We start from the raw sequence: 19,753 nt of genomic DNA on the forward strand, positions 1-19,753 counted from the left end.
CATCAGCCTGAAGTCAGCAACTCCAGAGCCTGTTTGTATAGGCTCGAAGCCTCTCTCTTTAGTTTCGACATTTCTTCGCTCGATAATTTATGTTTTTTCAAGACAATGTCAAAGGCGCATTTCCTTGCGCTTTCGAGAATGGCCGCATCTCGGACGAGGTTGGCGATCTTAAAGTCGGGCAATCCGTGCTGCTTCGATCCAAGAAACTCGCCGGGGCCGCGCAACTCGAGGTCCGCCTCAGCTATCCTGAATCCGTCGCTCGTCGATTCTATCGCAGCAAGTCTCTCCCTCGCAACATCACCGGGATCGTCAGAAGACATGAGTATGCAAACCGCTCTGTTCTTACCCCGGCCAATTCTGCCTCGCAACTGATGAAGCTGGGATAGGCCAAATCTCTCTGCGTTCTCGATCAGCATCACAGTCGCGTTCGGAATGTCAATTCCGACCTCTATGACTGTAGTCGACACAAGAATGTCAATCTTACCATCGCGAAATCTGTGTGAAATCTCCTCGCGCTCATCAAAACTCATTCTGCCATGTATAAGTCCGACGTTAAGTTCTGCGAAGACGTTATCTTTGAGATTCTCATACGACGACACGGCTGATTTCAGATCGAGCTTCTCCGAGTCCTCGACGAGCGGGTAGACAACAAATGCCTGACGGCCCTTGCTGCATTCCAATTCTATGAAGTCGTAGACCTTGGAGCGGCTTTCGTCGGTCCTCCACGCTGTCCTGACCGGAAGGCGCCCCGGCGGAAGGTCTGCGATAACCGTCAAATCGAGGTCGCCATATGCAGTCAGCGCAAGCGATCTCGGAATCGGCGTTGCTGTCATAACCAGCAGATCACAGCCGACCCCTTTCTGCCTGAAATGGAGGCGTTGATTCACTCCGAATTTATGCTGCTCATCGACTACAGCGAGCGCGAGCTGCTTAAACTGAACCGGCTTCGAAAACAGTGCATGCGTGCCGACCACTATATTGAAAGTTCCGGATGCAATTTCTTCGTGCAGATCACGACGCTGGCTTGCCGACAATGAACCGGTCAGCATAGCGACTCTCAGATTCAGCCTCTCTGCAATCTCTGAGATCGATGCGTAATGCTGTTCGGCCAGAAGTTCCGTGGGAACCATAATTGCCGCTTGGTGGCCATTCTCGACTGCAAACAGCATCGCCGCGAGTGCGACGACGGTCTTGCCGGAACCAACCTCTCCCATCAGAAGACGGTGCATAGCTGAATTACGCTGCATATCTTCTAATATTTGACCAATTGCCTTGTTTTGTTCACGCGTAAACTCGAACGGCAGCAGATCGTAGAAGTCCCTCAGAAGGGAGGAGGGAGCCGCATACCCGTATGGTTTCCGTTTGCTGGAGGAGAATGTTTTTCCGATAGCGAGCCTCAACTCCAGCAAGAACAGTTCGTCGAAAACCAACCGCTCTTTTGCAGCCGCAAGCTCTCCATCGCTGTCGGGATAATGGATTCTCTCCAGTGCCTCGCGCAGAGGCATCAGGTGGTTGGCAGCGATAATGCTCTGCGGCAGATAGTCATCGACAGACGGCAGGAACTTCTCGATCGCATTTCTGATAACTCGCCTGAATCCCCGGCTGTCGAGGCCTCGGCCTTTGAGTTCAGCGGTTGAGGGATAGAGCGGAATGATTCGTCCGGAGTGGATTAGCTTGTCGGTACTGTCAGGATCATCAAGATACTCGAATTCGGGATGGATTATCTGCGGGCCGTTGAACGATGTCACCGTGCCGGAAACTGCAAGCAGGTCGTCACGCTTGAATTTCTTCTGCAAATACTGATACCCCTTGAACCAGGTTAGAGTGAGGTAACCTTCGCCATCTGAAAGAAGCACCTCGAAGATTGTCCGGCGACCCTTCAGCACGCCGTGCGATACGACCCTGCCTATGGTCGATATCTTCTCGCCCTCCTGCAAGGCCTTAAACGGCTTGATGTCTGATCTGTCCAGCCAGCGTCTGGGGAAGTAGCGCAACAGATCGAAGACTGTCTCCACACCGACGCCTTTCAGCCATTCCGCCCGCTTGGGTCCGACCCCTTTGACGAACTGAACAGGATCCTTACATGAGATCATCCTTTCCTGCATGTTCCAAAGTTAATTTCGCTGAAGGATATCGCAAGTCAATATTTCAGAATTTTTGTTGAAATGCTTGTCTCCGTTGATGTAAGTGATGTTTGTCGGCGCATGTAATATCGCCGGCTGCCTTGAAATCCGGGAATGAATACCTGCGTGCATTGTATAAGAAATAAGCGTGTTAGGCGAGGGAGGTGCAACGCCATGAAGAAATTTGGTTTAATACTGTTTGCGCTGCTGCTGATACCGGTAATATCAGCCCAGGCGCAGATTGCTCTCACAGTTTATAATCAGGATCTGGGACTAGTCAGAGAGCACCGCGATCTTCAGTTCCAGAAAGGGCAGTTTGATCTTGAATTTACGGATATTCCCAGCTCGATAGACCCCACATCCGTTCATTTCAAGCTGCTCGATAAGCCGGACGCGGCTGTCCTCCTTGAACAAAACTATCAATATGATTTGGTGAGCGCGTCGAAAATTCTCACGAAATTCATCGGCAGCGAGATCGAGATTACGGCTGTGGCCGGTGACCAGGGAAAGTTCTATTCAGGAGAGCTTCTTGCATTCGATGGCAACAACGTGACCCTCAAGACAACGGACGGTGGGGTCAAAGTCATAGAAATGAAGTGGATTTCTGACGTTTCATTTGAGAAGCTGCCTGAGGGCCTCATCACCAAGCCGACACTTGTCTGGAGATTACTCTCCGATGTGGCCGGTAAGCAGAAGGCGGAAGTCTCATATCTCACCCAAAACATCAACTGGCATACGGAATATGTGGCAGTTGTCTCCGACGATGACAGCAAACTCGATCTCTCAGGTTGGGTTTCTGTCGATAATCGCACGGGGGCTACCTATAAGGATGCCAAATTGAAGTTGATCGCGGGCGATGTGAATGTCGTCCAGCCGCCGCCACCATCGTTCAGACGTGACAAAGGCTATGCTCTTGCCGCAATGTCGGCGGAGGATGCCTCATTCGAAGAGAAGTCATTCTTTGAGTATCATCTCTACACTTTGCCGAGAACAACGACAATTGCGAACAATGAGATCAAGCAGATTTCTCTGTTTGAACCGGCGACAACTCCGGTTGTGAAGGTGTTTGAATATGAGGGTTGGCGCTATCCGAAGGATATCAGGATCGTACTTGAATTCACGAATTCGAAAGAGGCTGGACTCGGGATGCCTCTGCCAGCCGGCAAATTGCGAGTGATGAAGAGAGATACCGACGGTCTGATGGAGTTTGTGGGTGAAGACATGATAGATCATACGCCCAAAGACGAAGACCTGAAGGTGTTTCTCGGGAATGCATTCGACTTAGTAGGTGAGAGAAATGTGATGGATAGAAAGAAGATCACGGACAGAATGACCGAGGAGACCATTGAAATAAAGCTGAGAAATCATAAGGACAAAGATGTTACGATAAAGGTTGTCGAGAAATTCGGCCGGTACTGGGAGGTTCGCGAGTCGAACTACGAGTTCACCAAGAAGGATGCATCTACTGCCGAGTTTCTGGTGCCGGTCAACGCCGATGGTGATTCAACACTCTCAATCATCGTGCGTAAATGGTATTAGATCGGGTAATATCATGATTGGTATTTGTTTCACAATCTTTCTGAGATTTGCTTTGACAAATTCCGGGTCTTTTGTTAGTATGACGCCCGATAATTAATGCAAACCGGGAGGTTGGAATGAGAACTGTTATAACGATATTCCTGGCGTTGACTATAGTCGCATCAGCATCAGCTCAACGGCTAACCTATGATGCCCTTGTTCGTTCCGCCAAGATTTACCTTCAGGAAGCTCCGAAGGACTATGTGAAGGCGGAAGAGAAGCTCAGACAGGCTATAGACGAGTTTCAAGACAAACAGCCAGTCGAAGCTTACTTCGGACTCGGTGCGTTGCAGGCTGAGAAGAAGCGTTATGCGGAGATGAACGAGAATTTCGAAGCAGCCCTGAAGATTTGCGCCGAAGCTACTGACAAGAAATTGAAGAAGCGGTGCGACAAAGAGAACATTTCGGAGACCATTATCTCAATTCGTCTCAGCTCCTGGATTGACGAGTTTAATAGTGGTGCTTCGGTGCTGGCGGGTGCGGTCGACCTTTGGCCTGATCTCGAAGACGCTGAGTCAGAAGATGACACTCTCGACATATTGGATGAGATCGACGCTACATATCGGTCTGCGCTCCAGAATTTTGTAAATGCCAGTATCATAATTCCTGACTCGGCTCAAGCTTGGATCAACGCAGGAATCACGTACTACAATCTCGGCAAAGTCAAGAAGACCCTTGGCGAACCAGATGCAGAGACGGCACTGAAAGATTCCGCTATCATTGCCTACGAGACCGCCATAGAGGTACATCCGGAAAACTTCGATCTGCTGTCAAACATGTCAACGATATACTTCGAGCTCAAGAATTGGGATGCATGTGCTGCGACTTTTGGCAAAATGGCCGCCCTGCAGCCGGATAATGTCTCGGTCCTTAGCAATCTCTCGATGCTCCTCATGGAGCTCGATTCAAAGGATACTCTCAACACTCTGAATCTGGGTGACTCCATTACTTTCGTGTTCGATAGAATAATAGAACTTGATCCCACAAACGTTGACGCTTTGAGTCAGCGGGCCTTCGCGACCATTACCGAGAGCATCGGCATCAATGACTCAATCAGTGTACTCAGAGGTCTCGACGAGAACGTGCATAAGTCAGAAATTCAGGCGCTGACTGAGGTAAGGAATGCGGCATACCGTAGCGTCATTGATGATTTTACTGTGGTAGCAGAAACAGATCCCGGCAACTATGACGCATGGTATTGGATGGGTAACTGTTATTATTTCCTCGAGGAATATCAGAAATCGCTGGAGTGTTACGAGAAGGCATTAGCAATCAAGCCGGATGCCAAGGAGGTTTTGGAAATCCTCGCGCCGCTCTATTTGAAGCAGGGGGATCGGAAGAAATCTGATGAAGCTCAGAAGAAGTATGAGGAGTTGGTAGGGGAATCCGGTTAGGCATGTGACTATCCGACTTCTGGGCGGTGGATTTCCACCGCCCTTTTTGTTATATTCAATCCATGATTGTAGACGTAATTTTCGTTCAGGGACCTCCTCTGCCGCTTTCGTATCAAGTACCTGCGGGTCTCGCGGATGACATATCGGAAGGTTGCAGAGTAGTCGCTGATGTTCGCAATAAGAAGACTGTCGGAGTAGTATGGTCTCTTCAGACCGGCAATGACGACAGCCTCAAAAAGATTCACGAGGTCATCGATTCCGATCCGCTGATTTCGCTTGAGCAGCGGGGGCTGATCGAGTGGATGTCACGGTATTACTATTCCTCACTCGGTTCGGTGTTAAAACTCTTCTTACCGAAACTGCTGATGCAGCCGGATGGATTATTGATTTGCAGGACTGCAAGTAGGCTCGATAGCGAAGGCGCATCGCCGGATGAGATTCTGTCTCATCTCGCACCCAATAGACCTATCAAAGTCAGCACTCTGAAGGCGAAGCTCGGTTCGCAGATCGGATTCCACCGACGACTTACTGATTTGGAGAAGAGTGGGCTTGTAACTGTCTCGTATCGGCAGCCGCGTCGAATCAGTACAATTGATGAGTTAGTACAACTAAGCGCTGCCGATGCTGGTGAGCAGAAGCTTGGCTCAAAGCAGAAGCTGGTTATCGAACATCTTCAGAAGTCGGGGAAACCGATGAGATTGTCCGCACTTATCAAGAATGCGAAGTTCTCGCGACAGACCATACGCTCGCTTTCGAAAAAGGGGATTGTGACTATCAAAGCGCCTCCGGATACATCATCACAGTTTTCTTCAGTACAGGAACTGATGCTGAATCGCGAGCAGATGGATGTTGTTGAATCTGTATCGAAGGCGATTATTGACCGGACGTTCGAGACGTTTCTCTTATACGGTGTGACTGGAAGCGGGAAAACTGAAGTCTATGTGAAGTTGATCTGGGATGCTCTCGAGCTCGGTAAAACAGCATTGCTTCTTCAACCGGAAATTGCGCTGTCCGAACAAGTCTTCTCTAAGTTATCTGCTCGGTTTGGAGACAGGATCTGCAGGCTTCATTCCAATGTCACAGATTCCGAACGATATGCAATATTCAAGGGCATCGAGTCAGGTGCGATCCGTGTTGTGATAGGACCGCGATCTGCGATATTTTCACCGCTTCGCAATCTGGGATTGATCATCGTCGATGAGGAACATGACCATTCATACAAGCAGGGTGGTTCTGCGCCCTATTATCAAGGTAGAGACGCAGCCGTCATGCTTGGCAAGCTGAGTTGCTGCCCGGTCCTTCTCGGCAGCGCAACGCCATCGGTCGAGAGCTGGGGCAATGCTCAAAACGGCAAGTACACTCTGTTGCGACTTACCACGAGATGGGATGAGCGGCAGATGCCGTCGATCAAACATATTGTGCACAGACCGGCCGCCGAGCACGAGGAGCCGCTCTCCGATTATCTTCGTGAAAGAATCGAAGAGTGCCTGTCATCAGGAGCCCAGACTGTCCTCTTTCTCAACAGGCGGGGGTTTGCGCCGACGGTGAAATGTCTGGATTGTCGCGCTACGCTGAGGTGTCCGAATTGTGACGTGGGGTTGGTGTTTCACATTGCCTCTCGTGAAAAGGTCCTCTGTCATCTTTGCGGATTCAAGTCAGCCCTGGATCACACGTGCCAGGCATGCGGAGCGGCGAACTGGGGATTCTTCGGCGCAGGCACGCAGAGGATCGAGGACTATCTGAATCTCAAATTCCCGTCTGCCGTGGTCGGTCGCCTGGATGCCGATGCGGCCGAAAAGGCCGGAGCGGCAAAGAAGACACTTGCTGGATTCTCTGCTCGAAAAGTTAATATTCTCGTTGGGACTCAGATGGTGGCAAAAGGGCTCGACTTTCCAGATGTTCGCCTTGTGGGAATTCTCGGTGCGGATGCATCGATGAACTTTCCCGATTTCCGCTCGGTTGAAAGGACCTTTGCCCTTCTTTTCCAGGCTTCCGGGAGAGCTGGCAGGGGAAAATATAGGGGAGAGGTGGTGGTGCAGGTCGACAGCGACGAATCTCCTCTCCTGCAGGTCACTGAAAAGAGCGATTTTGCCGAATTCCTCGATAAGGAACTCGCCAGGCGAACCCAGCTCGGCTATCCACCCTTGCGCCATCTGGTCTTGATGAAATTGAAGTCAGGCTCGGCTGAACGGGTTGAGAGCGCTGCATTTGAATTGCAGAAGAAACTAGCATCTGCCCGCCGCAAGTACGACCGATTCATGTCCGTACTCGGTCCCGCGCCAGCGCCCCTCTTCAAGGTTCTGAACAACTACCGCTGGCGAATCATGATAAAAACGTCATCTGTGGCATCAACTCTGACATTCCTCGATTCATTCATAGGTGACCCGAGCGTCAGAGAGACAGTGCGGAAAGTCCGCTTGATCATCGACGTCGATCCATATGATATGATGTAGTCTCCCGCTAGCCGCCAGCTTGAGTTCAACCGCAAAACTGTACAGAGTTGGAGCTGCCTCGGCGCTCAATGTGCAGAGTCGGTACAGGCAGTTCGCCGATAATATTAATGACAGGCAAAATAACAACTGGCTTACTCAGGAGTGAAGCTATGAATAAATCAGTCCTTACCGCAGTGGCGGCATTCTTCGCTCTGCTCATTGTCCATGCATTTGCCTCGGTTCCCGAAGAAGGATCCGCAAACTCCGGCTTTAAACGCGTACTTTACACCGTCGAGCTCGACAAGAGCGTTCTCAACAAGCCTGCTCTTGCAATTGTCTGGCGGCAGTACGGCGAACTGAAGGTCAAGTGGAGAACCGAAATATTTCGTGAGAGATTCCCTGAAGCAGAATCGTATCACAGCACTTTCGAGGAAGAGTATGAATGCAGGAAGTTTCTGGCCGAGAAATGGGAAGAGCTGCAGAATACGCGCGCAAGTCACAAAGATGCTTATCTAGAGAATCTAGTCAAGGTGAAGAATTCGCGGTATTTCCGGGAGTATATCTACAGTTACTTCAAAAAGGGAAGCTGGAATATTGATAAGGATAAGCTGTACCTTGATGAGTTCAAGAAATGGCGGGAAATGAACATGAGCGGCCCCAAGAAAGAGACTCATGTGGAACTCAAGAAGATCGAATTGGCAGAGTGGTAACAGTCACTTCTCCTGATCTGTCACTGCAGGAATGAAGCTTCTCAATTGCGCTCAGGTGGCTGCTTTGTAGTCACTTGCCTGACAATTTGCTCATTGTATATCCACCACAGAATTTCCCAATATATCGCTTGCAAATTCGGAGCCTCCTTATATATTCCCCGACGTACGAAAAGTAGCTATAGGAACGCTAGCAAATGGTAATGGTATATGGCAGCTTTCAATAAAATCGCAGTGATAGGAGCCGGCTCTATGGGGCAGGGGATCTCGAGAGTGATCGCCGCCACCGGAACCGAAGTCATCCTTATCGATCGTGATCTCGATCTTGCCAAAAAGGGCATAGAGATGATCGCAGAGAGTCTTAATCGTGAGATCGAGCGCTGGGGCATAACTGAATCTGAGAAGAAGGCGATTCTTGCCAGGATTCAGCCGGTTGGAGACTTCAAACCCGTCAAGACTGTCAGGATGGTGATCGAGGCCATTCCTGAAAACCTGGAGGCGAAGCGATTGCTGTTCGCTCATCTTGATAACATCTGTCAACCGCAGACGATCATAGTGTCGAATACGTCCACACTTTCAATCACCGAGTTGGCCGCAGCGACCAACCGTCCCGACAAAGTCATCGGTCTTCATTTCCTCAAGCCCGTGCATAGGGTGCCGTTGGTGGAGATTGTGCGCGGACTGAAAACTTCTGACGAAACAGTCGAGGCTATCAAATCATTCGCAGGCCAGCTCAATAAAACGCCTGTGATGGTTTATGAGTATCCTGGTTTCATCACAACGCGAATCATCGTCCCGTTCCTCAACGAGGCGATGCATGTCCTGATGGAGGGCATAGCCTCTGCGAAAGACATCGACACTGCCATGAAACTCGCGTTTGGCGTAGAGATGGGTCCGCTGCGGCTTGCGGATATGATCGGGCTCGATGAACTGATGCACTGGATGGAAAATCTGCTTCACGAATTGTCCGAGCATAAGTACAATCCCTGTCCGTTGCTTCGCAAGATGGTCCGAGCTGGACATCTCGGAGTTAAGTCGGGTCAGGGTTTTTATGCTTATGATTCAGAAGGCAACGTCGTAGAGCCTGCAGAGGGAATACGGGAATGAAAGTACTTGTCATAAACGCCGGATCGTCATCGGTCAAGTACCAGATGATTGACACCGAAACGGAGATATGTCTTGCGAAGGGTGATGTTTCCAGAATCGGCATGGCAGGCGCCGTCCTCACGCACAAGCCCCATGACCGTGATGCTGTGAAAATCTCGGGCGAGATACTCGATCATATCATGGCCATAGAGCATGTCATCAGCATGCTTCTTTCTCCGAATCACGGTGTTATCAAGGACAAATCTGAGATCGATGCGGTCGGCCATCGAGTAGTCCATGGCGGGGAGAGATTCACAGAGTCGACACTCATTGGCACTGAAGTCCTCGCCGAACTGCGAGATATGATAGACCTTGCTCCTCTTCACAATCCGCACAACATCCGGGGCATCACGGCCTGTATGAAGATTCTCGAGCATGCTCCGCAAGTTGCCGTATTCGACACTGCATTGCATCACCAGATGCCCGACTACGCGTACATGTACGGGATACCGTACGTTCTATATACGAAGTATCAAATCCGACGCTATGGTTTCCACGGCATGTCTCATCGGTACGTCTCAGTGCGCGCAGCTAAGCTGATGGACCGGAAATACGAAGACCTGAAGATTATCACGATTCATCTCGGAAATGGCGCATCGATTGCAGCAATTGACGGAGGTATTTCCATTGATACGTCGATGGGATTGACTCCACTCGAAGGTCTTATGATGGGAACCCGATCAGGTGATATGGATCCGGCCATCATTCTGCGAATCATGAGCACAGAAGAGCTCTCGCTCCACGAAGCAAACACGCTTCTGAACAAGCACTCTGGTCTCATGGGCGTCTCTGGACGCTCCTCCGATATGCGGGAGATCATAAGTGCCATGGATGAAGACAGAAAGCGCGCCAGGCTTGCTTTCGAGATGTACTGCTATCGAATCAAGAAATATATCGGCGCGTATATCGCCGCTATGAATGGCGCAGATGCAATCGTTTTTACTGCCGGCGTAGGAGAGAATTCGCCGCGCGTCAGAAGCGCAGTGCTGGCCGACATGGATTGGTTCGGAATCAAGATAGATGAAGAGAAAAACGCTGACGCTCTTGCGACGGAAAGCGATATATCGGCTGAGGACAGCGCGGTTAATATCTATGTGATCCCGACCAACGAGGAATTGGTTATTGCCAAGGACACTGACAGAGTAGTCCGGGAGCAGGCCGACAAAAATCCGACATGATCGTCGATTGGGAATCCCGATTTGCCGGGATTTGACTGACGCTGGATCATAGCTTGGATTCATGACTAAAATGACCGAGATTGTATTGAATTGGAAGCAAAGATCGAACAGAAATTATCCATCGGAGGCACGCATTGAATGAGATAGTCTACAAGGAAGACCTCTATCCCAATATCACATTGTTCAGAATCAGCACGCCTGAACTCGTGAACAAGGCAGAAGCAGGGCAGTTCATTATCCTCCGTGCGTATGAAGACTCTGAGAGGATACCGATGTCGATCGGCGGGTTGGATCGGGAGAAAGGTCTTCTGACTATAGTCGTTATGGAGGTTGGCAAATCGTCGGCCGAGATAGTCCGAATGGAAGTCGGCGAGAAATTCCTCGATGTAGTCGGTCCTCTTGGGATTCCCACCCACATGGAAGATTTTGGTGGAACATGCATAGTGATAGGCGGAGGGGTCGGCATTCCGCCGATTCTCCCTATCGCAAAGGCACTGAAAGACCACGGCAACAAAGTGATAGGGATAATCGGTGCCCGGACCGAGGATCTGCTCATTTATGAGGCAGAACTTGGCGCGGTCTGCGATCAACTGGTCATCACTACCGATGACGGTTCGAAGGGTATACAGGGCTTTGTCACTCATGCGCTACAGAAGCTTATCGACGATGGCGAGCCGATCAAGTTCGTCATGTCTGTCGGTCCTGTTATTATGATGAAGAATATTGCACGGACGACTGAGCCGCATGGTATCCCGACCTGGGTGTCACTTAACCCGATAATGGTCGATGGTACCGGAATGTGTGGCGGTTGTCGCGTTTCCATAGATGGCAAATCGAAGTTCGCATGCGTTGACGGTCCTGATTTCGATGGTCACAAAGTAGATTTCGATGAGCTGATACAGAGACAAGCGATGTACAAGCCGCAGGAGAAAGTCGCGTATGACGATTTTCTTCACAAGTGTAGGATTGGGTTAGGCAAGAAGTAAACCGTCGATTCGAGATCGATATGGCTCCCTGGAGGTAACAATGGCATCCAACGAACTCGAAGGGTTGATGCTTGGACAGATAGAGAAGAAGCTCAGGATGAAGATACCCCGGCAGCAGATGCCGGCGCAGGACCCAAAAGAGAGAATTCACAATTTCAAGGAAGTACCTAACGGATTTACCCCGGCGCTCGCTGTCAAAGAGGCACAGCGCTGTCTGCAGTGCAAGAAGGCCACATGCATGGATGGTTGTCCAGTCGACGTCGATATTCCCGGGTTTCTCCAGTTGATCACGGAAGGCAGATTCTCTGACGCGGCCAAGCAGATCAAGTTGACAAACTCACTTCCGGCTGTCTGCGGGCGTGTCTGTCCGCAGGAGGAGCAGTGTGAGATCACCTGTGTTCTTGCGAAGAAATTCACACCGGTGGCGATTGGTCACCTTGAGAGATTCGTCGCTGACTGGGAACGTGAGCACAACGAGACCGAAATCCCAGAAATTGCGCCACCGACCGGCAAGAGGATCGCGGTTGTCGGTTCCGGACCGGCTGGCTTGACAGTCGCCGGCGACCTGATCAAGCTCGGTCACGCTGTGACCGTATTTGAAGCGCTGCACAAAGAGGGGGGAGTGTTGGTGTACGGGATTCCTGAGTTCCGACTCCCCAAGGCGATTGTCAAGGCAGAGGTCGATTTTCTGGCCAGCATGGGTGTAGAATTCAAGTCTTCCTATGTTATAGGAAGAATCAAGGGCATTGATGAGCTGTTTGAAGAGGGGTATGATGCCGTCTTCATCGGCACCGGTGCCGGGTTGCCGAATTTCATGGGAGTCCCGGGGGAAAACCTGAACGGGATATACTCTGCGAACGAATATTTGACACGCAGTAACCTTATGAGAGCATTCGACTTCGAGTCCCACGGAACCCCGGTGATGGCGGGGAACAGTGTAGCTGTCCTCGGAGGCGGTAACACGGCGATGGATTCTGTGCGCACAGGGCTCCGGTTCGGCGCTGAGCATGCTCGGATCATATACAGGCGCTCTCGCAAGGAGATGCCGGCCAGAGAAGAGGAAATTCACCACGCCGAGGAGGAGGGGATTGAGTTTCAGTTTCTGACAGCCCCGATTAGATTCCTCGGTGACGAGAATGGGTGGGTTAAGCAGATGGAGTGCATAAAGATGGAACTCGGCGAACCGGACTCCTCAGGCAGGCGCCGCCCCGTCCCTATCAAAGACTCCAATTATATGATAGATGTCGACACTGTGGTCATTGCAATCGGAAATTCATCAAATCCCCTGATTCCACGCACTACTCCGGGACTTGAGACGAATAAGTGGGGCAACATAGTCGCTGATGATGAGACAGGCCTGACCTCCCGCAAGGGCGTCTATGCCGGAGGAGACATTGTCACGGGCGGTGCGACGGTAATCCTTGCCGCTGGTGCAGGAAAGAAAGCGGCTCGTGCGATCGATGATTATCTGAAGAACCTATGAACCTGAGAATTTGAATTTCATAGAGTATCACACCTGGGAGGTCTCGACAGATTAACCTCTGCCTGACACGAGCGGTCGGATCGTGTTCAGCGATCGAGTAGACGGCTGTGCCTCAGAATGCTCGACATGCTTGAGCCGCAGACCAATATTTGCTTGACATAACTTCACAGTCAGGTTAATATCTAAACCTTATGAGTGCTATTATATACCTTCGGCGGATGAAACCGGGAATTTCCCGCCACACATATGAATTGGATGAGTCCGAACTGAAGATCGACTGGACCGATGTCGCTGGGGTCGACAGTTGCATAGTCGATGTCGAGATCGATGCTAACGCCGGGGAAGTCATTGTCCGGGGTCAGGTATCGACAGATCTGAAACTTGAATGCGCGAGGTGCCTGGAACCTTTTGATATGTCAACGGTTTTTCAACTGGCGCTCATAATTAAGTTAGCGCATGACGGCAAGTTGACCGGACCTGAAAGTGAGTCCAGTGATGACTATTTCATAGTTCCGGACACTACGGAGGAATTCGACCTCGCACCTATAATCGCTGAGAGAGTCATTTTATCTCTCCCACTGAAACCTTTGTGTAGCGATAGCTGCGAGGGACTCTGCCCCAACTGCGGGGTAAACAGGAACTTAGAGACTTGTGAATGTACAAACGAGACAGTTGATGAGCGTCTTAGTGTGCTCGCCAAATTGAAGGAAACAGACGGAGGAAATTGATATGGCGCTACCCAAAAGAAGGCACTCGCACAGTCGCGGCGCCAAGCGCAGAACGCATTGGAAACTCTCTGCACCGGCACTTTCGACCTGTTCCGAATGCGGAGAAACAAAAATGGCTCACCATATATGCTCCAACTGTGGGTATTATGGTGGCCGCGAAGCAATTTCACCCAAAAAGTCAGATTAACTTCGTATCCTTTTAAGCAATATGTCCGTTAGAATCGCTGTCGACACAATGGGAGGTGACCTCGGGCCCCGCGAGATCATCAGTGGAGTGATGCAGTATCTGTCGAATCACGCCTCTGACGACACAGAAATTGTCTTGGTAGGCCGCCAGCATGAACTCGCCTCTCTGCTAGCTGATCTGAAACCTCAGAGCAGTAGGATTATGATCAAAAACGCGACTGATGTCATTACTATGGATTCACCCCCAACGGATGGGATCAGGAAGAAGGAGTCTTCGCTGGTGATATCTCACGGATTGCTGAAGCGGGGTGAAGTCGCTGCAGTGATATCAACAGGCAACACCGGCGCCGTAATGGCATCGGCGATCTTCAATCTAGGGCGACTTGATGGCGTGTCGCGACCTGCGATTGCCACGCTATTTCCTACGGCATCAGACAAGCCATGTCTGGTTCTCGATGTCGGCGCTAATTCTGATTGCAAGGTACACAACCTAATAGAATTCGCGCATATGGGCTCTATCTACTACAGCTATATGTACGACAACAAGAGCCCCAGACTTGCGCTTCTCTCCATTGGAGAGGAGAGGACTAAGGGCAATGACGTGACGATTGAGACACACCGCCAACTGACGGACAATTCTCTGAATTTCGTGGGCAATATCGAGGGGAGAGATGTTCTGAAGGGTCAGGCTGATGTTGTTGTGTGTGATGGTTTCGTCGGCAATATAATTCTGAAATTCGCGGAATCTATCAAGTCGTTCATATTCGACAAGTTTAAGGCACAGGTTTCCGCGAATGTCTTTTCGAGAGCGGGTGCCGCGCTGATGGCGCCATTTCTCCGCAGGTTGAAGAAGACATTCGATTACGCCGAATATGGTGGCGCACCGTTGCTCGGAATCAACGGGGTGACCATTATCTGTCATGGGGCTTCAAATGCACGCGCAGTTTCCAATGCTATCAAGATGGCGAGGGAGATGGTCATTAGAAGGGTGAACGAACACATAGGTAAGGAACTGGCTGGTATGAAGAAGGCTGTGAGATTGAAGGGAAACGGTAGTGAATAGACTAAAAGCTGTCATCACGGGGATTGGCTCCTATGCTCCTTCAAGGGTGATGACAAATGCCGACTTTGAGAAAATAGTCGATACATCTGATGAGTGGATTGTCAGCAGAACAGGCATCACCGAGCGACGCATCAAGGATGACGGTGTCGGTGTGTCGGATTTGGCGCTTGAGGCGAGCAAAGTCGCTCTGGATCGAGCGGGATTAACTGCACAGGACTTGGATCTGATCCTTTTTGGTACAGTTACTCCCGACTATCCGGTCCCGTCGGCAGCTTGCATTCTGCAGGAGAAGATGGGTGCCTTCCAGGCTCCGGCGATGGATATCGGTGCGGCCTGTGCGAGCTTCATATACGGACTAACAACTGCAGAGGCATATATCAAATCGGGCGCTTACAAGCGAATCCTCGTGATCGGAGCGGAAGCTCTGTCGAGTATCACCAATTACAATGATCGCTCCACGTGTGTGCTTTTCGGAGATGGCGCCGGAGCGGTGATCGTGGAAGCTCGCAACGGAGGAAAGCCCGAAGGTATTCTCGGCAACTACCTGCAGACCGATGGCAGGTATGCGAAGGATTTGTGGATTCCAATGGGCGGCAGCGTGAATCCGATCAGAGAAAACAACGCCTCTGAAGATCGGATGTATATCGAGATGAACGGTAATGAGGTGTTTAAGATAGCAGTTCGCGCAATGTGCGCGGCAGCGAAAGAAGCGTGCGCACGATCGAATGTCGCTGTTGAAGATGTCGACCTGTTCATTCCTCATCAGGCCAACATCAGAATTATCAACGCGATGATCAAACGACTCGGTGTCCCTGAAGAGAGGATTTTTGTAAACATCGAAAAATACGGCAATACATCCTCCGCCTCGGTTCCTCTCGCTCTCGATGAAGCATATTCGACAGGCAGAATCAAGCCGGGGGACAAAGTCCTGATGGTTGCATTTGGCGGCGGCCTCACCTGGGGGGCGTCGCTGGTCGGTTTCTAACTGACGAGGCGGACACTTGCTCGATGGATCGCGCTAATTTTGGTATTGACAAAGGATTGATCACATGCTAGATAAGCCGCGAAAACTGCGTATGGACAAGACGGCATTTGTTTTTCCAGGGCAGGCGTCGCAATATGTCGGCATGGCCAGAGACCTTCACGATGCCTCTTTAGATGTAAGAAGTCTTTTTGAATCGGCATCCAGGATCCTGGATTTTGATCTGGCAGAAGCATGCTTCGATGGGCCGCTCGAAAAACTGACTCGAACAGAACATACTCAACCTGCGGTGTTGGTTCATTCGCTGGCTATTCTGACTATGATCGGTGATTCGTTGCCGGTTCCGGCATTCTGCGCAGGGCATTCTCTTGGCGAATATTCCGCACATGCGTGTGCTGGTACTCTTTCATTCGAGGATGCTATCGCTGCGGTCAGAGACAGGAGTCGACTCATGAAGAGCGCCTGCGATTCGACTGACGGAACAATGGCTGCTGCCATCGGCGGCGATGATAATTCTGTCTCCAGAATGGTTAAGGACGCATCGAAACACGGGATACTGCAACCTGCGAATTACAATTCGCCGGGACAAATTGCCATGTCGGGCGATGCTGCGGGCATCCAGTTTGCACACGAGCATCATAAAGAATATGGTTTCAAGCGAATGTTACCGTTGAAGGTCGGCGGTGCCTTTCATTCGCCCCTTATGCAGTTTGCGGCGGACAGGATGGACGGTGCTCTCGCGGGGCTGGAATTCTCGACTCCCGAGTGTCCCGTAGTCGCAAATGTCACTGCCGAGCCGGTTGACTCACCTGAGAGCGGACGCGAGTTGCTTGTGAAGCAGATCACTGCACCAGTGAAGTGGATGCAGTCGGTGCAAAAAATGTGTGACCTCGGGGTGACAAGATTCGTCGAGATCGGTCCGGGAAAGGTGCTTACCGGATTGATAAAGAAGATTGCGCCAGATGTTGAAACAGCTAATATAGATACGCTCGAAGATGTGGAACTTCTTCTGCAGGAGTCGGAAGTAGCATGATGCTAAAAGACAAAGTCTGTCTGGTGACAGGATCGGCGAGGGGAATCGGCTACTCGATTGCAGAAGAGTTCGTCAGAAATGGTGCCAAGGTAGTGTTGTCCGATGTACTCGAAGATGCGCTTTCGGAATCGGTCAAGACTCTTTCTGCATCCGGCGGCGAGGTCATCGGTATTGCCGGTGATGTTACCGATTCTGTGCAGGTTACGAACCTGGTTGCTCAGACTGTCGAGAAGCTCGGAGGAATCGATGTGCTGGTGAACAACGCCGGTGTGACTCGTGACACGCTTCTTGTGCGGATGACCGAATCGGACTGGGATCTGGTGTTGAGAGTGAATCTCAAAGGTGCATTTCTGATGACACAAGCGGCTGCCAAGATCATGATGAAGAAGAGAAGCGGAAAGATTGTTAACATATCATCGGTTGTCGGACTGATGGGTAATGCCGGACAGGCGAATTATGCCGCTTCAAAGGCGGGCCTCATCGGCCTGACCAAGTCCGCAGCCAAAGAACTTGCCGGACGCGGCATTTGCGTCAATGCCATCGCTCCGGGGTATATAGAAACAGATATGACTGCCGGACTCTCGGATGCCGCTAAGGCGGCGTTCCTGGAGAATGTTCCACTTAAGAGAGCTGGGAGTCCTTCAGATATTGCACAATCTGTGCTGTTCTTGGCATCGTCTGCAAGTGATTATATCACCGGGCAGGTGCTTGGCATTAACGGCGGACTATACATGTAGCTGGAAGAGAGAAGCAACAAGAACCATACAGGAGGTAACGGGATGTCGGTTGAGGCAAAAGTAAAAGAGATCATTGTTGAACAGCTTGGAGTTGACCCCGAGCAGGTAACGCTGGAAGCTTCTTTTGTCGATGATCTCGGTGCAGATTCCCTTGATACAGTCGAGCTGGTCATGGCTCTCGAGGAAGAGTTCGGGATTGAGATCCCGGATGATGAGGCCGAGAAGATCGGAACGGTCGGATCTGCGATTGACTACATCGACCAGCATTCAGGAGAGTAGGCCGGGATGGCTGGTCGTCGCTGTGTTGTAACCGGGCTTGGCGTAATTGCCCCGAATGGTCTCGACGCCGAGACTTTCTGGAGCAATTGTCTTTCCGCCAAGAGCGGAATTTCGAGAATCAGTTATTTCGACGTCGATGATTATGCGTCTCAGATTGCTGGTGAGGTGTCTGATTTCAAGCCTGAGGATCATTTTGACAAGAAGGAGATCCGCCGCTCAGATCCGGTGCAACTACTCGCTCTTTACGCTGCCGAGATGGCACTGAAAGACTCCGCCATTGATCTCGATTCGGTCGATCATGATAGATGTGGTTGCATAATCGGTTCCGGAATTGGGGGCATTCGTACGTTCGAGGCGCAGTACTCTCTGCTTGAGCAAAAAGGGCATTCTAAAGTGTCGCCGTTCTTCATTCCTATGATGATATCGGACATGTGCGCGGGGGCGGTGGCGCTGAAGTATAATCTCAGGGGACCGAACTATGCGACGGTCTCTGCCTGCTCATCATCTGCGCATGCGATCGCCAATTCGTTCAGAAGCATTGTGTATGGCGAAGCGGATGTCTTCGTTGCCGGTGGAGCTGAGAGTGCAATAACCCCGCTCGCGCTCGCAGGATTCTGTTCTGCGCGCGCTCTTTCGACCCGGAATGATGAACCGGAGAGAGCATCAAGGCCATTCGATTCAGGTCGCGATGGTTTCGTGATCGGAGAAGGGGCTGCGGCGCTGATTCTTGAAGAGTACGAGCATGCCAGGAAACGCGGCGCGCGGATATATGCCGAAATCGCTGGAGCAGGTCAGTCGTGTGATGCGTATCATATCACTGCGCCGTCTCCCAACGGTGAGGGAGCCGCGAGGGCGATGATTGCGGCGATAAAAGACGGCAACATCGAGGCGGACCAGGTAAGCTACATTAACACCCACGGTACATCCACCGGTCTTGGGGATGTCGCTGAGGTGACCGCTATCAAGAGCGTGTTCGGGGATCATGCGAAAAAGATTCCGATCAATTCCACGAAATCGATGATCGGACATCTCCTCGGTGCGGCAGGTGCAGTCGAGACCAGCGTTTGCGTGCTCTCTATAAGGGATGGTGTAGTACACCAGACTATCAATTTGGATGATCCCGATCCCGAATGCGACCTTGATTTCGTTTCGGAAGGGAAGAGATCGGTGAATGTTGAGTATGCTCTCACAAACTCGTTCGGTTTCGGAGGGCATAACGTCTCGTTGCTGCTCAAGTCATTAGAGGACGGGAAAGCGTGATGTAGCTATGTCGCCGTCATGGCTAAGAAGATGGAAATCCGCAGTAACGAGGCTGTTTAGTGGACAGGCAAACTTCGGTGAGTTGCAGGGAACGATTGGATATACGTTTTCCGATGCTGAGGTGTTGTCGGAGGCTCTTTCCCACAGATCATATGTAAGAACTGCCGCGAATCCCCAATGTCCATCCTTCGAGCGGATGGAGTTTCTCGGAGACTCTGTGCTCGGCATGCTTGTCGCCGAGCAGTTGTTCAGGCTCTATCCCGAATGTTCTGAGGGAGAGCTGACAAAGCTGAAGTCCTCGCTGGTCAACGAGCAGACACTGGCTTTGATTGCCAGAGATATGAGACTTGGCGACCACATCAGACTATCCGAAGAAGAGGCGAATGCTGGCGGCAGAGAACGCCCATCTATCACTTCAGATTGCTTCGAGGCACTTCTTGGCGCCATCTATCTTGATG

General features: G+C 51.0%; 18 protein-coding genes. 17 read left to right on the forward strand and 1 reads right to left on the reverse strand.

The genetic code is table 11. From position 1 onward, the window contains the following. Window positions 1-2: 2 nt before the first annotated feature. Window positions 3-2,093 carry an ATP-dependent DNA helicase RecG gene (gene recG / locus KKH67_14325; protein MBU1320357.1) on the reverse strand — a complete coding sequence of 697 codons (2,091 nt, stop codon included), beginning with the start codon at window positions 2,091-2,093 and terminating at the stop codon, window positions 3-5. Between the two features lie 204 nt (window positions 2,094-2,297). Between recG and KKH67_14330 the strand changes: the two genes are divergently transcribed. The 17 genes from KKH67_14330 to KKH67_14410 all read left to right on the forward strand — a co-directional run. Next, on the forward strand, window positions 2,298-3,662 hold the full coding sequence (locus tag KKH67_14330; GenBank protein ID MBU1320358.1) for a DUF4139 domain-containing protein: 1,365 nt from the start codon (window positions 2,298-2,300) through the stop codon (window positions 3,660-3,662). A gap of 116 nt (window positions 3,663-3,778) precedes the next feature. Next, the gene (locus KKH67_14335; protein MBU1320359.1) at window positions 3,779-5,095 is read left to right on the forward strand and encodes a tetratricopeptide repeat protein; all 1,317 of its coding nucleotides are present in this window, start codon (window positions 3,779-3,781) and stop codon (window positions 5,093-5,095) included. A gap of 62 nt (window positions 5,096-5,157) precedes the next feature. Further along, entirely contained in the window at window positions 5,158-7,548 is a 2,391-nt protein-coding gene (gene priA, locus KKH67_14340) for a primosomal protein N' (protein MBU1320360.1), read from the forward strand. Window positions 7,549-7,697: 149 nt separating this feature from the next. After that, window positions 7,698-8,237, forward strand: coding sequence for a hypothetical protein (locus KKH67_14345; GenBank protein MBU1320361.1), 540 nt, complete (start codon window positions 7,698-7,700; stop codon window positions 8,235-8,237). 207 nt (window positions 8,238-8,444) lie between these two features. Next, window positions 8,445-9,341 carry an NAD(P)-binding domain-containing protein gene (locus tag KKH67_14350; GenBank protein ID MBU1320362.1) on the forward strand — a complete coding sequence of 299 codons (897 nt, stop codon included), beginning with the start codon at window positions 8,445-8,447 and terminating at the stop codon, window positions 9,339-9,341. Next, window positions 9,338-10,558, forward strand: coding sequence for an acetate kinase (locus KKH67_14355; GenBank protein MBU1320363.1), 1,221 nt, complete (start codon window positions 9,338-9,340; stop codon window positions 10,556-10,558). Before KKH67_14350 ends, KKH67_14355 begins: the two co-directional genes overlap by 4 nt. Window positions 10,559-10,692: 134 nt before the next feature. Next, window positions 10,693-11,544, forward strand: a complete 852-nt coding sequence (locus tag KKH67_14360; GenBank protein ID MBU1320364.1) for a sulfide/dihydroorotate dehydrogenase-like FAD/NAD-binding protein — start codon at window positions 10,693-10,695, stop codon at window positions 11,542-11,544. A 67-nt stretch (window positions 11,545-11,611) separates the two neighbouring features. After that, a complete protein-coding gene (gene gltA, locus KKH67_14365) occupies window positions 11,612-13,027 on the forward strand; it encodes an NADPH-dependent glutamate synthase (protein ID MBU1320365.1) in 1,416 nt (471 codons plus the stop codon). 218 nt (window positions 13,028-13,245) lie between these two features. Then, the gene (locus KKH67_14370) at window positions 13,246-13,755 is read left to right on the forward strand and encodes a DUF177 domain-containing protein (protein MBU1320366.1); all 510 of its coding nucleotides are present in this window, start codon (window positions 13,246-13,248) and stop codon (window positions 13,753-13,755) included. Between the two features lies 1 nt (window position 13,756). Then, window positions 13,757-13,942 carry a 50S ribosomal protein L32 gene (gene rpmF, locus KKH67_14375; GenBank protein MBU1320367.1) on the forward strand — a complete coding sequence of 62 codons (186 nt, stop codon included), beginning with the start codon at window positions 13,757-13,759 and terminating at the stop codon, window positions 13,940-13,942. 21 nt (window positions 13,943-13,963) lie between these two features. Further along, window positions 13,964-15,004 (forward strand): phosphate acyltransferase PlsX, encoded by a 1,041-nt coding sequence (plsX, locus tag KKH67_14380; protein MBU1320368.1) that lies wholly within the window; start codon window positions 13,964-13,966, stop codon window positions 15,002-15,004. Next, window positions 14,997-15,989 (forward strand): ketoacyl-ACP synthase III, encoded by a 993-nt coding sequence (locus KKH67_14385; protein ID MBU1320369.1) that lies wholly within the window; start codon window positions 14,997-14,999, stop codon window positions 15,987-15,989. The genes plsX and KKH67_14385 overlap by 8 nt, the downstream gene beginning before the upstream one ends. Before the next feature lie 64 nt (window positions 15,990-16,053). Continuing rightward, the gene (fabD, locus tag KKH67_14390; protein ID MBU1320370.1) at window positions 16,054-17,019 is read left to right on the forward strand and encodes an ACP S-malonyltransferase; all 966 of its coding nucleotides are present in this window, start codon (window positions 16,054-16,056) and stop codon (window positions 17,017-17,019) included. Further along, window positions 17,016-17,756 carry a 3-oxoacyl-[acyl-carrier-protein] reductase gene (gene fabG, locus KKH67_14395; GenBank protein MBU1320371.1) on the forward strand — a complete coding sequence of 247 codons (741 nt, stop codon included), beginning with the start codon at window positions 17,016-17,018 and terminating at the stop codon, window positions 17,754-17,756. Before fabD ends, fabG begins: the two co-directional genes overlap by 4 nt. Before the next feature lie 42 nt (window positions 17,757-17,798). Beyond that, window positions 17,799-18,035: an acyl carrier protein gene (gene acpP / locus KKH67_14400; protein MBU1320372.1), complete on the forward strand. Its 237-nt coding sequence runs from the start codon at window positions 17,799-17,801 to the stop codon at window positions 18,033-18,035. A gap of 6 nt (window positions 18,036-18,041) precedes the next feature. Then, the gene (gene fabF, locus KKH67_14405; GenBank protein ID MBU1320373.1) at window positions 18,042-19,295 is read left to right on the forward strand and encodes a beta-ketoacyl-ACP synthase II; all 1,254 of its coding nucleotides are present in this window, start codon (window positions 18,042-18,044) and stop codon (window positions 19,293-19,295) included. A 7-nt stretch (window positions 19,296-19,302) separates the two neighbouring features. Next, the coding region (locus KKH67_14410; protein MBU1320374.1) for a hypothetical protein at window positions 19,303-19,753 on the forward strand (451 nt) is incomplete at its 3' end.

Source organism: Candidatus Zixiibacteriota bacterium, assembly GCA_018820315.1.
In the GTDB taxonomy this organism is placed as follows: Bacteria; Zixibacteria; MSB-5A5; order JAABVY01; family JAHJOQ01; genus JAHJOQ01.

What these genes read in the sequence shown, in the direction of transcription:
- fabD (MBU1320370.1), top strand. Translation starts at nt 16,054, where the DNA reads ATGCTAGATAAGCCGCGAAAACTGCGTATGGACAAGACGGCATTTGTT.
- KKH67_14335 (MBU1320359.1), top strand. Translation starts at nt 3,779, where the DNA reads ATGAGAACTGTTATAACGATATTCCTGGCGTTGACTATAGTCGCATCA.
- fabF (MBU1320373.1), top strand. Translation starts at nt 18,042, where the DNA reads ATGGCTGGTCGTCGCTGTGTTGTAACCGGGCTTGGCGTAATTGCCCCG.
- plsX (MBU1320368.1), top strand. Translation starts at nt 13,964, where the DNA reads ATGTCCGTTAGAATCGCTGTCGACACAATGGGAGGTGACCTCGGGCCC.
- KKH67_14370 (MBU1320366.1), top strand. Translation starts at nt 13,246, where the DNA reads ATGAAACCGGGAATTTCCCGCCACACATATGAATTGGATGAGTCCGAA.
- recG (MBU1320357.1), bottom strand. Translation starts at nt 2,093, where the DNA reads ATGATCTCATGTAAGGATCCTGTTCAGTTCGTCAAAGGGGTCGGACCC.
- gltA (MBU1320365.1), top strand. Translation starts at nt 11,612, where the DNA reads ATGCTTGGACAGATAGAGAAGAAGCTCAGGATGAAGATACCCCGGCAG.
- KKH67_14330 (MBU1320358.1), top strand. Translation starts at nt 2,298, where the DNA reads ATGAAGAAATTTGGTTTAATACTGTTTGCGCTGCTGCTGATACCGGTA.
- rpmF (MBU1320367.1), top strand. Translation starts at nt 13,757, where the DNA reads ATGGCGCTACCCAAAAGAAGGCACTCGCACAGTCGCGGCGCCAAGCGC.
- KKH67_14350 (MBU1320362.1), top strand. Translation starts at nt 8,445, where the DNA reads ATGGCAGCTTTCAATAAAATCGCAGTGATAGGAGCCGGCTCTATGGGG.
- fabG (MBU1320371.1), top strand. Translation starts at nt 17,016, where the DNA reads ATGATGCTAAAAGACAAAGTCTGTCTGGTGACAGGATCGGCGAGGGGA.
- priA (MBU1320360.1), top strand. Translation starts at nt 5,158, where the DNA reads ATGATTGTAGACGTAATTTTCGTTCAGGGACCTCCTCTGCCGCTTTCG.
- acpP (MBU1320372.1), top strand. Translation starts at nt 17,799, where the DNA reads ATGTCGGTTGAGGCAAAAGTAAAAGAGATCATTGTTGAACAGCTTGGA.
- KKH67_14345 (MBU1320361.1), top strand. Translation starts at nt 7,698, where the DNA reads ATGAATAAATCAGTCCTTACCGCAGTGGCGGCATTCTTCGCTCTGCTC.
- KKH67_14355 (MBU1320363.1), top strand. Translation starts at nt 9,338, where the DNA reads ATGAAAGTACTTGTCATAAACGCCGGATCGTCATCGGTCAAGTACCAG.